Source organism: Hyphomonas sp., assembly GCF_041689225.1.
Classification (GTDB): domain Bacteria; phylum Pseudomonadota; class Alphaproteobacteria; order Caulobacterales; family Hyphomonadaceae; genus Hyphomonas.
Map to the genome: position 1 here is coordinate 80,044 of NZ_JBDNGN010000116.1, position 15,440 is coordinate 95,483.

Sequence of the window (15,440 nt, forward strand, 5' to 3'; positions counted from 1 at the left end):
TTGTCCATCGGGCTGCTTCCTTTGCATGAGGGTGTGCACGCGTTTCGGGTGGCAAGGGCGCGGCCCATCGCTTATCCCTTTGTCAGGAGGATATTGCGATGACCGACCCGCTTGATCGCGCCATGCACCACGCCCGCACGTGGCTGGACGGCCTGGACACGGCCCCGGTGGGCGGGCGCGCCACCGCAGATGCCCTCAGGGACGCGCTGGGTGGCCCCTTGCCCGAAACGGGAGCAGACGCGGGCGACATCATCGACGCCCTTGCGGCTGGCGCTGGACCGGGCCTGCACGCCAATGCCGGCGGCCGGTTCTTTGCCTGGGTGATGGCAGGTTCGCTGCCTTCGGCGGTGGCGGCCGACTGGCTGGTATCCGCGTGGGACCAGAATTCCGGCATGTTTACGGTGGCGCCGTCGACGACGATCATCGAGGAAATCACCGGTGAGTGGCTGAAGGACCTGTTCGGCCTCCCGCCGGAATGCTCGTTCGCGTTTACGACAGGTTGCCAGCTCGCGCATGTCACGGCGCTGGCGGTTGCCCGACATGCCGTATTGGAGCAGGCGGGTTGGGATGTCGGACGTGACGGGCTTTACGGCGCGCCAGCAATCCGTATCTTGACGAGTGCCAACCGCCACAACACGCTGGACGCTGCTGTGCGTTATCTCGGCATGGGCGAGACGCACATGGAGAGCGTCGCCACCGGCGAATTCGGGAACATGCGGGCCGAAGACCTAGCGGAAAAGCTGTCGGATCCTATGCGGCCGACGATACTTTGTCTCAATGCAGCCGACCTCAATGTCGGGACGTTCGATGATTTTGCGACGCTGATCCCGATTGCGAAGGCGGCGGGCGCCTGGGTGCATGTGGACGGTGCCTTCGGGCTGTTCGCGCGGACATCGCCGGCCTATCGCGCGCTGACGGACGGGATCGACCTTGCCGACAGCTGGGCAACGGACGGCCACAAATGGCTGAACGTGCCTTATGATTGCGGCATGGCTTTCGTACGCGATGCGAGCGCGCACCGTGCGGCGATTGCGATGGGGGCGGCCTATCTGTCGCCCAGCCCGGATGTGCGGGATCCGTCAGACTGGAATTTCGAATTGTCGCGCCGCGCGCGTGCGGTTCCGGTCTATGCGGCGCTGCGGGAACTTGGCCGCGCCGGTGTCGCGGACCTCGTTGAGCGCTGCTGCAGGTATTGTGTGTCGCTGGTGAGCGGCCTCGGTGCCTTGCCGGATGCCCGCGCCCTGAATGTGCCGGTGCTGAACCAGGGGCTTGTCCGGTTTGAGCGCGCCGGTGCGACGGACGCGGAGAATGATGCCTTTACCGACGAGGTCATCCGCCGGACTAATGCGACTGGAGAGGCGTTTTTCTCGGGAACGACCTGGAACGGCGTCAGGGCGATGCGTGTCAGCGTGGTGAGCTGGCGGACAGATGAGCACGACGTGTCCCGGTCCATTGCTGCGGTTGCGCGTGTCCTGTTAGAGACTGCGACATGAAAAGCCCGGCCCCCGCGAAGGGACCGGGCACTGACTATGAGGTGCGTTGCTGCCGCTATTGGCCGGTGACAATCGGCCCGCGTATGGCGAATTCGGTATTGTTGCGGGCAATGTCCAGCGTGAGATAGGCCTGTTGGCCAGGCTGCAGCGAACCGGTCATTGTCGAGCCATAGCCGCGTGCGATCGTATCACCTGCGGGGGAGGTCAGGCGCCAGGCCACGGGCTGGAGCCCCTTGTCCTCGAAGGTCGCGCGGATGTTCTCGTTTCCGGAAATATGGACGGGCAGGGGCGCCTGGAGCTGGCCGTCGACGCGGGCGAAGAGCTGGACAATATAGGTCCGGCCATTGCCGGTTGCGACACCGATGCCGGTGTGCGTGAAGGCGCTGCGGGTCATGTTGTCTGCGTTGACAGGATCGTGCCGGAGGGCCCCGAACAAGTCAGGGGCGTCATGCTCCCCTTCGACGATGGCAATGTTGGCACCCGCAGCGCCGATCAGAACGGTGCGATCAATCATGCGAACGCGTTCGAGATGGCTGCGGCCTTCGGGATCGGCATGGCCGGCATAATCGCGGGCCGCCATGTCCATGGCGTGGATGCGTGCGGCCTGTTCGAGCGACGCGAGCGGCACGAGCGCGGCCTTGTTCTGGTCGGCGCGAACGCGGTCGGTGGCGTCGATCAGCTGGCGCTCAAGCCGGGCGTCCTGTTTCGAATCACCCTGGCTGTCGTAGCAGGCACTGACTTCCTGGTTGAAGACAGCTGGATCCAGCGGCAGTCCATCGGCGAGATCGCACGTGGAGGCTGCCGTCGCGGGCAATGTGAGCGCCGCAATGGCCAGCACTGACAATGACATAAATCTGTAACGGATCTGTAACATAATTGTCACAATACTTTTGCGACACTTATATGTCAATGAAATTTAGTCCGGATACAGAATTGTGTATCTTTCTTCGCTTTTGTTTCCGGACATTTGCGCAAAGAAAAAGGGCCGCCCCGAAGGACGGCCCTGATTGCTCACTTACACGAAACTGTAAGTCTATTCTTCGCCAGCGGCGCCTTCGAGCTGCTTGCCGGTTGCCTGGTCGACGACTTTCATCGACAGGCGGACTTTGCCACGGTCATCGAAGCCCATGAGCTTGACCCAGACCTTGTCGCCTTCCTTGACCAGTTCCTTCGGGTGACCGATGCGCTCGTTCGCCATTTGCGACACGTGCACCAGGCCATCCTTGGGACCGAAGAAGTTCACGAAGATGCCGAAATCTTTCAGGCCAACAACTGTGCCCTGATAGATTTCGCCGATCTCAGCTTCAGCGGTGATCTCCTTGATCATCTTCATGGCTTTCTCGATGGCCGGACGGTCGAGCGCAGAAATCTGCACAGTGCCGTCATCATCGATGTTCACCTTGGCGCCGGATTCTTCAACGATGCCGCGGATGACCTTGCCGCCGGAACCGATGACGTCACGGATCTTGTCGGTTGGCACTTTCATGATTTCCATCTGCGGTGCGTTTTCCGACAGGGCATCGCGCGACGTGTCGAGGGCTTTCGCCATTTCGGCGAGAATGTGCATACGCCCACCCTTGGCCTGCTCGAGTGCCGTCTTCATGATGTCCTTGGTGATACCAGCGATCTTGATGTCCATCTGCAGCGAAGTCAGGCCCTTTTCGGTACCTGCGACCTTGAAGTCCATGTCGCCGAGGTGGTCTTCGTCGCCGAGGATGTCGGAAAGGACGGCAATGCCATCGGCTTCCTTGATCAGGCCCATGGCGATGCCCGACACGGGACGGGAGATCGGCACGCCGGCATCCATCATCGCGAGCGAACAGCCACATACGGTTGCCATCGAGGACGAGCCGTTGGACTCGGTGATCTCGGAGACGAGGCGGATCGTGTACGGGAACTCGGCGTGGTCAGGCAGGACAGCCTGGAGCGCGCGCCAGGCAAGCTTGCCGTGTCCGGTTTCGCGACGGTTGGTACCGCCCATGCGGCCTGTTTCGCCGACCGAATAGGGCGGGAAGTTGTAGTGCAGCATGAATTTCGACTTCGACGTGCCACCGAGACCGTCGATGAACTGTTCGTCATCGCTGGTGCCGAGTGTCGTCACGCAGATCGCCTGTGTCTCACCGCGGGTGAACAGCGACGAGCCGTGCGTACGCGGCAGGAAGCCGGCGAGGGCTTCGATCGGACGGACCTGATCGAGCGAACGGCCATCGATACGCTTGCCGGTTTTCAGGATGTCACCGCGAACCACACTGGCTTCGGCTTCCTTGAAAGCGGCTTTGAACGTGTCGGCGGTCATTTCGCCCGGTGCGTCTTCGGTGCCGACGAGGGCCGCCTTGGCGGTGTCGCGGGCAGCGCCCACGGCCGACTGGCGTTCCAGCTTTTCGGTCAGCGAATAGGCCTTGGACAGGTCCTTGCCGACGAGCTTCTGGATGGCGGAGAGTTCCTTGGAATGGTCTTCCGCTTCGAACTCGAATGGCTCCTTGGCTGCTTTTTCAGCCAGGTCGATGATGGCATCGATGATAGGCTGAATGGCATCATGGCCAGCCATGACAGCGCCGAGCATGACGTCTTCCGACAATTCATAGGCTTCCGACTCCACCATCATCACGGCATCGGCGGTGCCGGCCATGACGAGGTCGAGTTCGGATTCTTGGAGCTCATCGATGGTCGGGTTGATGATGTACTCACCATCCTTGTAGCCAACGCGTGCGGCGGCGATCGGGCCCATGAAGGGGGCGCCGGACAGGACGAGCGCGGCGGATGCGCCGATCATGCCGAGGATATCGGGATCATTCTCGAGATCGTAGGACATGCAGGTCAGGACGACTTGGACTTCGTTCTTGAAGCCCTTGACGAAGAGCGGGCGGATCGGACGGTCGATCAGGCGCGAGGTCAGCGTCTCTTTATCGGTCGGGCGACCTTCACGCTTGAAGAAGCCGCCTGGGATGCGGCCTGAAGCGTAATATTTTTCCATATAGTTGACGGTCAGGGGGAAGAAGTCCTGGCCGGGCTTTGCCGACTTGGCGAAGCAGGCGGTCGCGAGGACCGTTGTGTCCCCATAGGTGACCATTACGGCGCCGTCAGCCTGACGTGCCACCTGGCCCGTCTCAATTGTCAGCGTGCGTCCCGCCCATTCCAGCGACACGGAGTGTTTGTTGAACATTTCGGTTTCTTTCTTTTCACATACGAAAAGCCCGCCGCGGCCCTATTGCCCGGCGGGCTTGTTTTTCCGGATCTAGCGGCGGATGCCGAGTTCCGTGATGAGCGCCTGATAACGCGCGTCTTCTTTGCCTTTGACATAGTCAAGGAGCTTCCGGCGCGTGGCGACCATGGTCAGCAAGCCGCGGCGGGAGTGGTTGTCTTTTTTGTTGGTCTTGAAGTGGTCGGTGAGGTTGTTGATGCGTTCCGTCAGGATAGCAACCTGCACTTCCGGGGAGCCTGTATCACCTGCCTTGATGGCAAATTTCTTGATCAGTTCCTGTTTCTTTTCAGCCGTAATCGACATCGGGTCTCTTTCGATAATATCGCCAAAAGGCGAAGGGTTTCAACGTGTTGCGGCCTAATGGACGCGGGGGTTTGGGGAGAGATCGGGGCCTGGTGTCCGGTGCCGGGATGTCGTCCAGCAGGGGATTCAGGACGATATTCGCCTCAAGGAGCGGCTTATGGCGGATTTAGGCCCCTTTGGGAAGGGGGCGGGGTGATATGGATGCGGGCGGGGCAGGGGTGCGCCGAGGGGGTGGCAGGCCCGGGCCCTCAGGCGCTTTGCACCTCGCGGATGTTGAACACGCGAACCGGCTCGAAATGGCCGGCGCGGACGTCGCCGAGGGCCACGGCGGTGCCGTTGCAGGTTGCCAGCGCCAGGCGATCGTCCTCGTCGGCTGGATTGCGCGCCTCGCGCCAGGCTTCGACCACATGTGGCATCAGCATGATGGTGCGGCCCTGGCGCAGGTTGGCGGCGTCGGCAGGGCTGACAGCGAGGTCGGGGATGCCGGTCAGGACCGACTGGAGCGGTTTGAGGGCGGCGAGCAGGTCCGGTTTCTCGGTCATTTCCTGCAGGGCGGAGATGGCAACGGCGTCGGGCGCGGAGAAGGCACCGACACGCGTGCGGCGCAGCTGGCTGATATGGCCTTCGCATTCAAGATCGAAGGCGATGTCGCGGGCCATGGCGCGAACATAGAAGCCCTTGCCGGACGTGACATGGATGACCGTATGGTCGGCATCGGGCATGCCGATGGCGCTGGCGGAATGGACCATGACTTCGCGCGGCTTCAGTTCGAAATCCTCGCCTTCGCGGGCCAGGTCATAGGCGCGCTTGCCATCGACCTTGATAGCGGAGAATTTCGGCGGCACCTGTTCGATCACGCCGAGATAGTTGGTGAGCACGGCTTCTACGGCCTCGCGGGTCGGACGGGCGTCAGATGTCGCGGTGACTTCGCCTTCGGCGTCCTGGCTGGCGGTCGAGACACCCCACTGGATGGTGAAGACATATTCCTTTTCGGAATCCATTGCCCATTGCACGGTTTTGGTCGCTTCGCCAAAGGCGATGGGCAGGATGCCGTCGGCGAGGGGGTCGAGTGTGCCGCCATGGCCGACCTTTTCGGCATTGTAGAGCCGCTTGAGGATGGCCACGGCCTGGGTCGAGGTCATTTCGACGGGCTTGAACAGGTTCAGCCATCCGCTGACCGGATCACCTTTGCGTTTTCTCTGGCGGGCCAAATCGTGTCTCCTGCAAGGCCGGGGGCGGTTCGAACGCCGGCGGGCCATGTTGATGCTGACATATCAAAAGGAAGGCGCGGCCTTAGGCTGGCTGGCTGGCGGCGTCAACCGCCGGGCCTGTCACGACGCGGTTTTGAGCCGTTCGGCCTCGGCGTCTTCTTCGTCGGCATCGAAGAGGAGTTCGGGCTCGCCGTGCGTTGTCGCGATGTCGTCATGTCGCGGGGGAGGGGAGGCCGCCCGGGCGGGTTTTGGCAGTTTGAGGTCGACGATGTCGAGATTGAGATCGAATTCGCCGACGGTTTCGGTGTCGCCGGTATCCATCTTGTGGCGGACCACGTCGCGAATCCTGACGAGGACGTCCCGATTGTCGTCAACAATGGGGATCTGGCGCCCGTCAGACGTGCCAATGGTGAGTCGGTGATAGGGTTCGCGCCGTTTGATCTTCGCGGCGATCATGGCGGCCCGTGTGCCAAGGAACAGGCCGAGCAATACAAGCACACCGCCGACAAACAGGGCGACCAGGCCAGATTGCTGGCCGGGGGCTAGCATCCACCAGGCAAGCGCGACGAGCCCGCAGAAAAGGTTTGCGACGCAGAGCGTGGCATGAAGGCTCTGGGACTTGCGGTTGCGCGGCATGTCCCAGGGCGCAAATTCCATCGATTCAATGGACATGGTGGCGATACGGCGAATGGCGATCGTGTCATCGCCCATCTGTAGCGATGCGGAGGAGATTTCGCCGTGCCGGGCGCCTTCCATGTCGAGTGTCTGGCGGTCCATCCGGCCCCTGTCCCTGTCGCAAGAAACGAACGGTCTCAACAGATCGCCGCCAAGTCAAATGACAAAGCGGATAAGGCGCAGGTGAGGTGAGGCCTAGTCCTGCTGCAGGTCGCGCTTCACGCGGGGATCGGCCAGGAGGCGGTCGATATGCGTGGCTTCGTCATAGGACTTGTCGGCAATGAAGCGGAGCTCGGGGGTGAACCGCATATCAATTTCGCGGCTGAGACGTCCGCGCAGGAAGGGCGCAGCACGGGTGAGGGCGTCGGCCAGTTTCTGGCGGCCTTCGTCCGTGTCGTCACCGAGGGGGGTGATGAAGACGTTGGCCCGGCGCAGGTCCGGTGAACAGCGCACTTCGCCGACCGTGATGATGACGCCCGTGAGATCCGGATCGCGCAAATCCTCGCGCGACAGGATGTCGGCGAGGGCGTGACGGATGATTTCCCCGGCGCGCAACTGGCGCTGGGACGGCATTTTGGCGGCGGCGGGTTTACGGGCCATCAGTGAGCAGCCTTTTCCTGTAGGCGTGAGACGAAAGCGGCGCGGGCGGACTTGTCCTTACCGAACCATGAGTCGGGGATGATCAGCGCATCAGCGCCGTTGACGAGAACGGCAACGTGGCCCCGCCCGGCTTTGACGGAGGCAATCGACGACCAGTCCATGCGGGTTTCGATGCCGCCGCGTCGGACAATGACCTGATCGTCGCCCAGCGTGATATCAGTGCTGAGGGTCATTTCCGTGCCGCGTCCGAACTTGTGCCGGTAAGACCAGCGAATGAAGATGAGGTACCAGGCGATCCCGGCAAAGGCCGCGACCATGGCCGAGATGAACCATTGCCAATAATCCGACAAGCCGGCGAGCCGCATGGCCTCGCGCACCATGACTGCCATGCTGGCGGAAATGATCGGTGCCGTGACACCGGCATAGTAAACCGCTGTAGGCCCGACCGATCCGCCGCGCGTCAGGCGCGTCAGACGCTTCACATCCTTCTCGCGCAGGAGGCCAGAGATGCGCAGCGGGTCTGACATGGTGCCTGCCTCTAGGCGAGGGTTCTCGCGATTTCCTCGACCTGGAAGCATTCGATCTTGTCGCCGACGCGGATGTCTTCATAGCGCTCGAAGGCCATGCCGCATTCCATGCCTCCGGACACTTCGTTCACTTCATCCTTGAAGCGTTTCAGTGTTTTCAGCTTGCCTTCGTGGATCACGACATCGTCGCGCAGGAGGCGGACACCGCAACCGCGAAGGACTTTGCCCTCGGAGATGCGGCAACCCGCGACCTTGCCGGTCTTGGTGATGTTGAAGACTTCGAGAATGTCGGCATAGCCGAGGAAGGTTTCGCGCTTCTCCGGTGCGAGCATGCCCGACAGGGTCGTTTTCACATCGTCGATCAGGTCGTAGATCACGGAATAGTAGCGGATCTCGATGCCTTCTTTCTCAGCGAGGTCGCGCGCCTGCTTATTGGCGCGAACGTTGAACGCGAAGATCGGGGCGCCGGACGATTTTGCCAGCATGACGTCGCTTTCAGAAATACCGCCGACAGCGCCATGAATGACGCGGGCGCGGACTTCTTCGGTCGAAATCGCATCGAGCGACATGGAGATCGCCTCGACCGAGCCCTGAACGTCGCCTTTGACGACGATCGGGAGTTCGGACGTTTCGATCGCGCCCTCTTTCAGGCGGCTGAGCAACTGGTCGAGCGAGACACGCGCCGCAGCGCCGGCCTTGCCGGAAATCTGGCGCTTGGTGCGCATGCGATAATCGGTGATTTCACGGGCGCGCGCTTCCGTTTCAACGACCACGAAGGGTTGGCCGGGATCCGGTGCGCCATCGAGGCCGAGGACTTCGACGGGCAGGGAAGGACCTGCATCGTGAAGCTGCTGGCCGCGTTCGTCGGTGATTGCGCGAACCTTGCCCCATTGGGCGCCGGCCACGACAATGTCGCCGCGCTTCAGCGTGCCGCGCTTGATCAGGACGGTGGCAACCGGGCCGCGTCCCTTGTCGAGCTGGCTCTCGATCACGACGCCGTCTGCGGCGCGGTCGGGATTGGCTTTCAGTTCGAGGATTTCAGCTTGGAGCGAGATGGCGTCGGTCAGCTCGTCAAGGCCGACTCCGGTTTTGGCAGAGACCTTGATGGCTTGGGTTTCGCCGCCCATGCTTTCGACTTGGATGTTGTGCTGGAGAAGGTCGGTGAGGACCTTGTCCGGAGCCGCGTCGTGCAAGTCGATCTTGTTGACGGCAACGATGATTGGCACGCCGGCCGCCTTGGCGTGATTGATCGATTCGATCGTCTGCGGCATGACCGAATCGTCAGCCGCGACGACGAGGATCGCGATGTCGGTTGCGTTGGCACCGCGTGCCCGCATGGCGGTAAACGCAGAGTGGCCCGGCGTGTCGAGAAAGGTAATCTTCTGGCCGGATTTCAACTGAACCTGGTAGGCGCCGATATGCTGAGTGATGCCGCCGGCTTCGCCTGCGACCACGTCGGTTGAGCGCAGGGCGTCGAGCAGCGAGGTCTTGCCGTGGTCGACATGTCCCATGATCGTGACGATCGGTGCGCGTGGTTTCATCGTGGCGGGATCATCCGCTTCGCCTTCAAGACCGATCTCGACATCGGATTCGGCGACGCGGCGCACCGTGTGGCCGAATTCTTCGGTGATCAGTTCGGCCGTGTCGGCGTCGATAATGTCGTTGCCGCGCAGCATTTCGCCCTGGTTGATCATGAATTTCACGACGTCAGCGACGCGTTCATTCATGCGGCCCGCGAGGTCTTGCAGGGTGATGGTTTCAGGCAGGGTCACTTCGACCGAGACCTTTTCGCGCTGGTCACCGCCGCCGAAGCGACGTTCGCGTTCGCGTTCGCGGGCGCGCTTGAGCGAAGCGAGCGAGCGCTGGCGATCTGCATCGTCGCCGAGGGCGGATGAGATGGTGAGCTTGCCACGACGGCGTTCGCCGCTGTCGCGGGTGGTGCGGGCGGCGGCTTCGCGCGAGCGATCGCGGTCATCCTTGCCGGCCTTGCCGCGCTTGCCGCGACTGGTCGATTCTTCTGCGGCTGGATCGGGCAGAGGCGATGCTGTTACGTCAGGCTTGGCGCGGCCACGGGCAGGGCGTTCACCTGCGACTGGTGCAGCCGGTGCGTTCGCGGCAGCTTCGGCTTCGGCCTTGCGGGCTTCTCCCTCGGCGCGGCGGCGGACTTCGGCCTCTTCGCGTTCGCGGGATTCTGCCGCCTTGCGTTCCTGTTCGGAGCGGAGGCGATCCTGGCCGTCAACGACGGCCTGATTTTCCTTGGCGCGATTGGCTTCTTCAGCCTTGCGTTCGAGCAGCACCTTCTGGCGTGCCTTGAGCTCGACAACCGTGATGCCCAGCTTGCGGGCCGTAGCGACGAGACGCGCCTCGAGCGTGTCTGTCTGCTTGGCCGGTGCATCACCTGACTGTCCGGCTGCGGGGCCTGCGCCGCCTGGGCCAACCGCCCGGCGCTTCTTGGTTTCCACCACAACCTGTTTCGAGCGACCATGGCTGAAGCTCTGCTTCACCGTGCCAGCTGATTTGCGGGCGACGGTGAGCGGCTTGCGGCCACCCGAATTATTACCTGTATCGTTCGTTTCGCTCATACGTCCTACATATCACATTTTCAGCCGAAGCGCCCATGCGTCCCGGCGAGTTTTCAAGTCCGATCCTGATCCTTGAACCAGTTCAATTCGGGCGCTTCGCGAAACCCGGTCAGCCGGCGATAGGCCAGAGTCCACGTCTTCGCAATGGCGCCCCTGCGGATGAGCCCGTGTATCACACGCTCCCGGCCAAACGCCATGCCCAATTCCACCGAAGACAGAGCCCCGGCGACGTTCACGCTGCTATATAACGCTTTGGCAAGGAAATACACCTTGTTACGCCCATCTTCTGCACCATCCGACGCCTCAAGCAGTATTCCATGGGTCTTCTTGCGCAGTGCGTCCTTGACCTGATCGTAGCCGAGTATGATTCCGCCCGCCTTTTTCGCCATTCCGAGGATGTTCTGGCAGCGCTTCAGCAATAGGTCTTCAACCTGGTCGACGAGCCCGTCGGGCACCTTGACCTTTTCCTTGAACCCGCGCGCGAAGGCGCCTTTCGTGGCGGCCAGGGCAACGGTGTCGCGATCCGCTTTGACCCAGACGCCGCGGCCCGGCAGTTTTGCATTGATGTCGGGCGTGACGACCATGTCGGAAGAGAGCACAAAGCGCACCATCTCTGTCTGCGCCAGACGCTCTCGCGTCACGGCGCACTGACGAACGGGGCCCTCCCCGTCCGTCGTGTTACCTGCCGTGCCGGCTAAGCGCGGATCACTCTTCCGGTGCGGCTTCGTCATCGCCGCCCTCCGCTGCCAGGGCATCGAGATCGAATTCGAGCTCTTCAAGGGCTGCATCTGCAGCATCTGCACCGCCGAGGTCGCCAAGGGCGAGCAGGGCGCGTTCTTCTTCAGTCAGGTCGGCTGTCGCGGTCTCGGCCGGTTGTTGGGCCGCAACGAGCTGTTCGATGGCGTCCTGTTCGATCCAGCCAGCGAGCACGCGGGCCTTCATGATGAACATCTGCGCGTCGTCCTTGCGCATTTCGCCCTTCTTCTGGATGCCTTCGACCCAGACCGGCTTGCCGTCAGGACCTGGTTCGCGGAAGCCGGTGATGTCGTCCGGCACGAGGCCGGCGACGTCTTCGACGGTCTTCACGCCTTCCTGACCAAGCTTCACAGCAAAGGCGGGCGTCATGCTGTCCAGCGCCATCACTTCGTCGTCGACGCCGAGTTCCTTGCGCTTCGCGTCGTTCTCGGCGGCGAGGCGATCCAGGAATTCGCGGGCGCGCTCCTGAAGTTCGGCAGCAACTTCCGTGTCGAAACCTTCGATCTGGATGAAGTCTGCAGGCGCCACGAAAGCGATTTCCTCGACTGTCTCGAAACCTTCCGATGCCAGCAGCTGGCCCAAGGTTTCGTCAGCATCTAGTGCTTTCATGAAGAGGTCGGTACGCTCCTGGAACTCGCGCTGGTAGCGCTCGGAATCTGCGCTTTCCGTGACAAGGTCGATCTGCCAGCCGGTGAGCTGGGAGGCGAGACGCACGTTCTGGCCGCGCCGACCGATGGCCAGCGGGAACTGGTCGTCAGCAACGACGACTTCGACACGGCGCTCTTCTTCGTCGAGCACCACTTTCGACACTTCGGCCGGCTGCAGCGCGTTCACGATGAAGGTCGCGTCGTCATAATTCCACGGAATGATGTCGATCTTCTCTCCCGAGAGCTCGCCGACAACAGCCTGGACGCGCGCACCGCGCATACCGACACAGGCGCCGACAGGATCGATCGACGAGTCGTTCGAGATCACGCCGATCTTGGCGCGGCTGCCCGGGTCGCGGGCACAGGCGCGGAGCTGGATGACGCCGTCATACACTTCCGGCACTTCCTGGGCGAACAGCTTGACCATGAAGTCAGGCGCGGCGCGCGACAGGAAGATTTGCGGGCCCTTCACTTCGCGGCTCACCTTGTAGAGATAGGCGCGCACGCGGTCATTGGGCTGGAAGTTCTCGCGCGGGATGCCGTCATTGCGACGGATAATGCCCTCGGCGCGGCCAAGGTCGACGATGACGTGGCCATATTCGACGCGCTTGACGATGCCGTTGATGATCTCGCCGACGCGGTCCTTGTATTCTTCGTACTGACGCTCGCGCTCGGCATCGCGCACCTTCTGCATGATGACCTGCTTGGCGGTCTGTGCGGCTACGCGGCCGAAATCAAAGGGTGGGAGCTCTTCCTTCAATTCGCTGCCGATCTCGAGTTCTGGATCGATGCGCTTGGCTTCGGTCAGGCGCAGTTCCTTGGATTCGTCTTCCAAGTCTACATCGGCCACGACGGTCTGGATACGCCACAGCGTCTGTTCGCCGGTGGTCGGGTCGATCTTGGCGCGGATGTCGTGCTCCTGGCCGTACTTGGCCTTGGCCGCCTTCTCGATGGCTTCCTGCATGGCTTCGACAACAATGCGCTGGTCGATCGATTTTTCCTCTGCAACCGCTTTGGCGATCTGCAGAATTTCCAGCCTGTTGGCTGAAACGCCGATTGTACTCATGTGACGTCTCCCGTCTTCTCGTTAGTGTCTGTGTCATCGTCGGATTCGTCGATCTCGAATTCCTCAAGACCGTCTTCATCCATTTGTGGCGGCAGGCTGCCATCGGCGCGTGCGGCATCAATCAGGGCGTCGGTGAGGACGAGCGTGGCGCGGCTCATTTCGTTGACATGTGCGACCAGTTCGGTCGCGTCGTCCAGTTCGATATGGGCGCCGGCATCATCTTCGCCGGTAATCGTGCCGGAAAATCTGCGGCGACCGTCAAGCGGCCGGATCAGTTCTATCCGGACTTCATGTCCGATCCAGCGGGCGAAATCGCCCGGCCGGGTCAGCGGTCGGTCTATGCCCGGCGTGGAAACCTCGAGCGTATAGGCTTCCTTGATCGGGTCGGATTCCTCGAAGACCGGGCTGAGGGCCCGCGAAAGCTTGGCGCAATCTTCCACGCTGGTGGGTGCGCCGCCTGCTCGCTCGGTCATAATTTGCAGTCCGGGACGGCGTCCGCCCATGACGCGCAGGCGCACGATTTCCAGCCCGAGGCCCGCTGCCACGGGGGCAGCGATCTCGAGAATACGGCGTTCCTGTTCAGTCAGGGCAATCATGGTATTGGGCAAATCCGGGCAAAGAAAAACGGCGGCCCCGTTGCCGGAACCGCCGCCGATATTTTTCGACTTGGCCCCATTATAGTCGTGTCGCGTGTCGATGTCGAGCGTTCAGTCCAGCGCGACGGGAAACAAACGGAAAACAGCGGCCCTGTTGCCAGAGCCGCCGTTCATTTCGCCGGGTCAGGCGACAACAGGACTAGAGAACCTTGAGGTCGATCGCAGAGGTCTTGCCCCGGCGCTCGACCTTGTAGAGTTCGCAGGAGATCGCCTGGTCTTCGGCCAGCGTGCGCAGGCCGGAGCGTTCAGCGGCGGAAATGTGCACAAACACATCTGTGCCGCCATCGTCAGGCTTGATGAAGCCAAAGCTCTTCTGGTCGTTGAACCATTTCACTTTGCCAGTTGCCATAATTGAATTCCTTCGCGCTTATCCAAAACGATCAGGCCCGGAGATGAGTCTGATCCGCCTATCGAAACGGGTAGGAAGAAAGTCATTGCTGTCGGTCTGACGGGGTCTTGATATTCAGACCGACCGAATTCTATGGCTATATGAAACGCATAAGTGCGACATTTCGTCAAGTATTCGCGGGGGCCGTGGCTACACGCGGAAGTCGAGCCAGACCGGCTCGCAATCCCCGAGGCGTTTGGCTTCGTAGCGGGTTGGCACGTGGTCTTCTGGTGGTGTGCGCCAGTCATCGGCGCGCTCTGCCTGCCAGGCAAAACCGCCATGGGCGAGAAAACGCGTGAGGGCTTCGTCGGCATAGCTCGCGACATCGGTAGCGAAGCGCACCCGGGCGCCGGGCGCAAGGATACGGTGGAGTGCAGCGAGGAAGTCCGGCTGGATCAGGCGTCGCTTCTGCTGTTTCTTCTTGGGCCACGGGTCTGGAAACAGGATGAAGGCCTGGTCAACGGAGTGATCTGCCAGGCTGGCCATCAGGGGCCGCGCATCGTCCATCCACAGCCTGACATTGGTGAGGCCATTCTCCTTGATGCCCGTCAACGCCTTGGCCATGCCTTCGATGAAGGGCTCGCAACCGATGAAACCGGTGCCCGGCGCCCGTTGCGCCTGTTCAATCAGATGCTCGCCGCCGCCAAAGCCGATTTCGAGGCAAACCGGTCCAGCCTTGGCAAAAAGGGCATGCGGGTCGAGCGCTGCGTCTGCCCCGACTGGGACGGTCAGGCCGGGCAGCATGTCATCGACCAGCGCCTGCTGGCGCACTGACAGGGCACGGCCTCCCGTTCGGCCGAATGTGCGAATGGGACGGAACTGGGGATCGGGTGTGCGGGAGGTCATGCGCCCGCGTCTTGCCTCAGCCGGTGGGCGCAATCAATCCCGTTGTTTCGGTTCGAAGGCCGAGGCAGCCGCGCGCACGGTACCGAGAAGCGATTTGCGCAGCGAATTGTCCTCGATTTTCTGGAAGGCCGCGATGAGTTCCAGCGTTTCCGAATTCATGACGGGCGCATGCGCCTTGCCATCTTCGATGGCCTGGGCGTTCTCATGTTCGACGAAGCCCTCGGCACCCTCGTAAAAATACGTGATCGGAACACCCAGTACAGATGCGATCTCGAAAAGGCGTCCGGCCGATACCCGGTTGACGCCCTTTTCGTACTTCTGGACCTGCTGGAATGTCAGGTTGAGAAGTTCGCCAAGTCGTTCCTGCGTCAGTTTGAGTTCGCGGCGGCGCCACCGCACGCGCTGGCCGACTACCCGATCAATCCCACTTGGTAGTTTGTTCTCTGACATATCCCACCCGGTGCACGCTTTGCCCGCAATTGCTGGAC

General features: G+C 61.9%; 15 protein-coding genes. 1 reads left to right on the top strand and 14 read right to left on the bottom strand.

Going from position 1 to position 15,440, the window contains the following annotated elements; genetic code table 11:
* The first annotated feature begins 98 nt into the window (after positions 1-98).
* Positions 99-1,493 carry an aspartate aminotransferase family protein gene (locus ACESNB_RS11405; RefSeq protein WP_373007362.1) on the top strand — a complete coding sequence of 465 codons (1,395 nt, stop codon included), beginning with the start codon at positions 99-101 and terminating at the stop codon, positions 1,491-1,493.
* Between the two features lie 55 nt (positions 1,494-1,548).
* Here ACESNB_RS11405 and ACESNB_RS11410 read toward each other — a convergent pair whose 3' ends face one another.
* From ACESNB_RS11410 to ACESNB_RS11475, 14 genes are all read right to left on the bottom strand, one after another.
* A complete protein-coding gene (locus ACESNB_RS11410) occupies positions 1,549-2,343 on the bottom strand; it encodes a CAP domain-containing protein (RefSeq protein WP_373007364.1) in 795 nt (264 codons plus the stop codon).
* Between the two features lie 183 nt (positions 2,344-2,526).
* Complete coding sequence (gene pnp / locus ACESNB_RS11415; protein ID WP_373007366.1) at positions 2,527-4,656, bottom strand: polyribonucleotide nucleotidyltransferase; 2,130 nt, start codon at positions 4,654-4,656, stop codon at positions 2,527-2,529.
* A gap of 72 nt (positions 4,657-4,728) precedes the next feature.
* A complete protein-coding gene (gene rpsO, locus ACESNB_RS11420) occupies positions 4,729-4,998 on the bottom strand; it encodes a 30S ribosomal protein S15 (protein WP_373007368.1) in 270 nt (89 codons plus the stop codon).
* Between the two features lie 248 nt (positions 4,999-5,246).
* Entirely contained in the window at positions 5,247-6,209 is a 963-nt protein-coding gene (gene truB / locus ACESNB_RS11425; protein ID WP_373007370.1) for a tRNA pseudouridine(55) synthase TruB, read from the bottom strand.
* Between the two features lie 120 nt (positions 6,210-6,329).
* On the bottom strand, positions 6,330-6,986 hold the full coding sequence (locus ACESNB_RS11430; RefSeq protein ID WP_373007372.1) for a hypothetical protein: 657 nt from the start codon (positions 6,984-6,986) through the stop codon (positions 6,330-6,332).
* A gap of 93 nt (positions 6,987-7,079) precedes the next feature.
* The gene (gene rbfA, locus ACESNB_RS11435) at positions 7,080-7,484 is read right to left on the bottom strand and encodes a 30S ribosome-binding factor RbfA (protein ID WP_373007374.1); all 405 of its coding nucleotides are present in this window, start codon (positions 7,482-7,484) and stop codon (positions 7,080-7,082) included.
* The gene (locus ACESNB_RS11440) at positions 7,484-8,011 is read right to left on the bottom strand and encodes a YcxB family protein (protein WP_373007376.1); all 528 of its coding nucleotides are present in this window, start codon (positions 8,009-8,011) and stop codon (positions 7,484-7,486) included. Before ACESNB_RS11440 ends, rbfA begins: the two co-directional genes overlap by 1 nt.
* 11 nt (positions 8,012-8,022) lie before the next feature.
* Positions 8,023-10,593 carry a translation initiation factor IF-2 gene (gene infB, locus ACESNB_RS11445; protein WP_373007378.1) on the bottom strand — a complete coding sequence of 857 codons (2,571 nt, stop codon included), beginning with the start codon at positions 10,591-10,593 and terminating at the stop codon, positions 8,023-8,025.
* A 53-nt stretch (positions 10,594-10,646) separates the two neighbouring features.
* Entirely contained in the window at positions 10,647-11,324 is a 678-nt protein-coding gene (locus tag ACESNB_RS11450) for an RNA-binding protein (RefSeq protein WP_373007380.1), read from the bottom strand.
* Complete coding sequence (gene nusA / locus ACESNB_RS11455; RefSeq protein WP_373007382.1) at positions 11,299-13,062, bottom strand: transcription termination factor NusA; 1,764 nt, start codon at positions 13,060-13,062, stop codon at positions 11,299-11,301. Before nusA ends, ACESNB_RS11450 begins: the two co-directional genes overlap by 26 nt.
* The gene (gene rimP / locus ACESNB_RS11460) at positions 13,059-13,658 is read right to left on the bottom strand and encodes a ribosome maturation factor RimP (RefSeq protein ID WP_373007384.1); all 600 of its coding nucleotides are present in this window, start codon (positions 13,656-13,658) and stop codon (positions 13,059-13,061) included. The genes nusA and rimP overlap by 4 nt, the downstream gene beginning before the upstream one ends.
* A 199-nt stretch (positions 13,659-13,857) precedes the next feature.
* On the bottom strand, positions 13,858-14,067 hold the full coding sequence (locus tag ACESNB_RS11465; RefSeq protein ID WP_373007386.1) for a cold-shock protein: 210 nt from the start codon (positions 14,065-14,067) through the stop codon (positions 13,858-13,860).
* A 189-nt stretch (positions 14,068-14,256) separates the two neighbouring features.
* Complete coding sequence (gene trmB, locus ACESNB_RS11470) at positions 14,257-14,952, bottom strand: tRNA (guanosine(46)-N7)-methyltransferase TrmB (RefSeq protein WP_373007388.1); 696 nt, start codon at positions 14,950-14,952, stop codon at positions 14,257-14,259.
* Positions 14,953-14,985: 33 nt separating this feature from the next.
* Positions 14,986-15,402: a helix-turn-helix domain-containing protein gene (locus tag ACESNB_RS11475; RefSeq protein ID WP_373007390.1), complete on the bottom strand. Its 417-nt coding sequence runs from the start codon at positions 15,400-15,402 to the stop codon at positions 14,986-14,988.
* Positions 15,403-15,440: the final 38 nt, after the last annotated feature.

Excerpts from the sequence above, each read along its gene's own strand:
- ACESNB_RS11405 (WP_373007362.1), top strand. The coding sequence starts at position 99 with ATGACCGACCCGCTTGATCGCGCCATGCACCACGCCCGCACGTGGCTG.
- ACESNB_RS11410 (WP_373007364.1), bottom strand. The coding sequence starts at position 2,343 with ATGTCATTGTCAGTGCTGGCCATTGCGGCGCTCACATTGCCCGCGACG.
- pnp (WP_373007366.1), bottom strand. The coding sequence starts at position 4,656 with ATGTTCAACAAACACTCCGTGTCGCTGGAATGGGCGGGACGCACGCTG.
- rpsO (WP_373007368.1), bottom strand. The coding sequence starts at position 4,998 with ATGTCGATTACGGCTGAAAAGAAACAGGAACTGATCAAGAAATTTGCC.
- ACESNB_RS11430 (WP_373007372.1), bottom strand. The coding sequence starts at position 6,986 with ATGGACCGCCAGACACTCGACATGGAAGGCGCCCGGCACGGCGAAATC.
- rbfA (WP_373007374.1), bottom strand. The coding sequence starts at position 7,484 with ATGGCCCGTAAACCCGCCGCCGCCAAAATGCCGTCCCAGCGCCAGTTG.
- ACESNB_RS11440 (WP_373007376.1), bottom strand. The coding sequence starts at position 8,011 with ATGTCAGACCCGCTGCGCATCTCTGGCCTCCTGCGCGAGAAGGATGTG.
- infB (WP_373007378.1), bottom strand. The coding sequence starts at position 10,593 with ATGAGCGAAACGAACGATACAGGTAATAATTCGGGTGGCCGCAAGCCG.
- ACESNB_RS11450 (WP_373007380.1), bottom strand. The coding sequence starts at position 11,324 with ATGACGAAGCCGCACCGGAAGAGTGATCCGCGCTTAGCCGGCACGGCA.
- nusA (WP_373007382.1), bottom strand. The coding sequence starts at position 13,062 with ATGAGTACAATCGGCGTTTCAGCCAACAGGCTGGAAATTCTGCAGATC.
- rimP (WP_373007384.1), bottom strand. The coding sequence starts at position 13,658 with ATGATTGCCCTGACTGAACAGGAACGCCGTATTCTCGAGATCGCTGCC.
- ACESNB_RS11465 (WP_373007386.1), bottom strand. The coding sequence starts at position 14,067 with ATGGCAACTGGCAAAGTGAAATGGTTCAACGACCAGAAGAGCTTTGGC.
- trmB (WP_373007388.1), bottom strand. The coding sequence starts at position 14,952 with ATGACCTCCCGCACACCCGATCCCCAGTTCCGTCCCATTCGCACATTC.
- ACESNB_RS11475 (WP_373007390.1), bottom strand. The coding sequence starts at position 15,402 with ATGTCAGAGAACAAACTACCAAGTGGGATTGATCGGGTAGTCGGCCAG.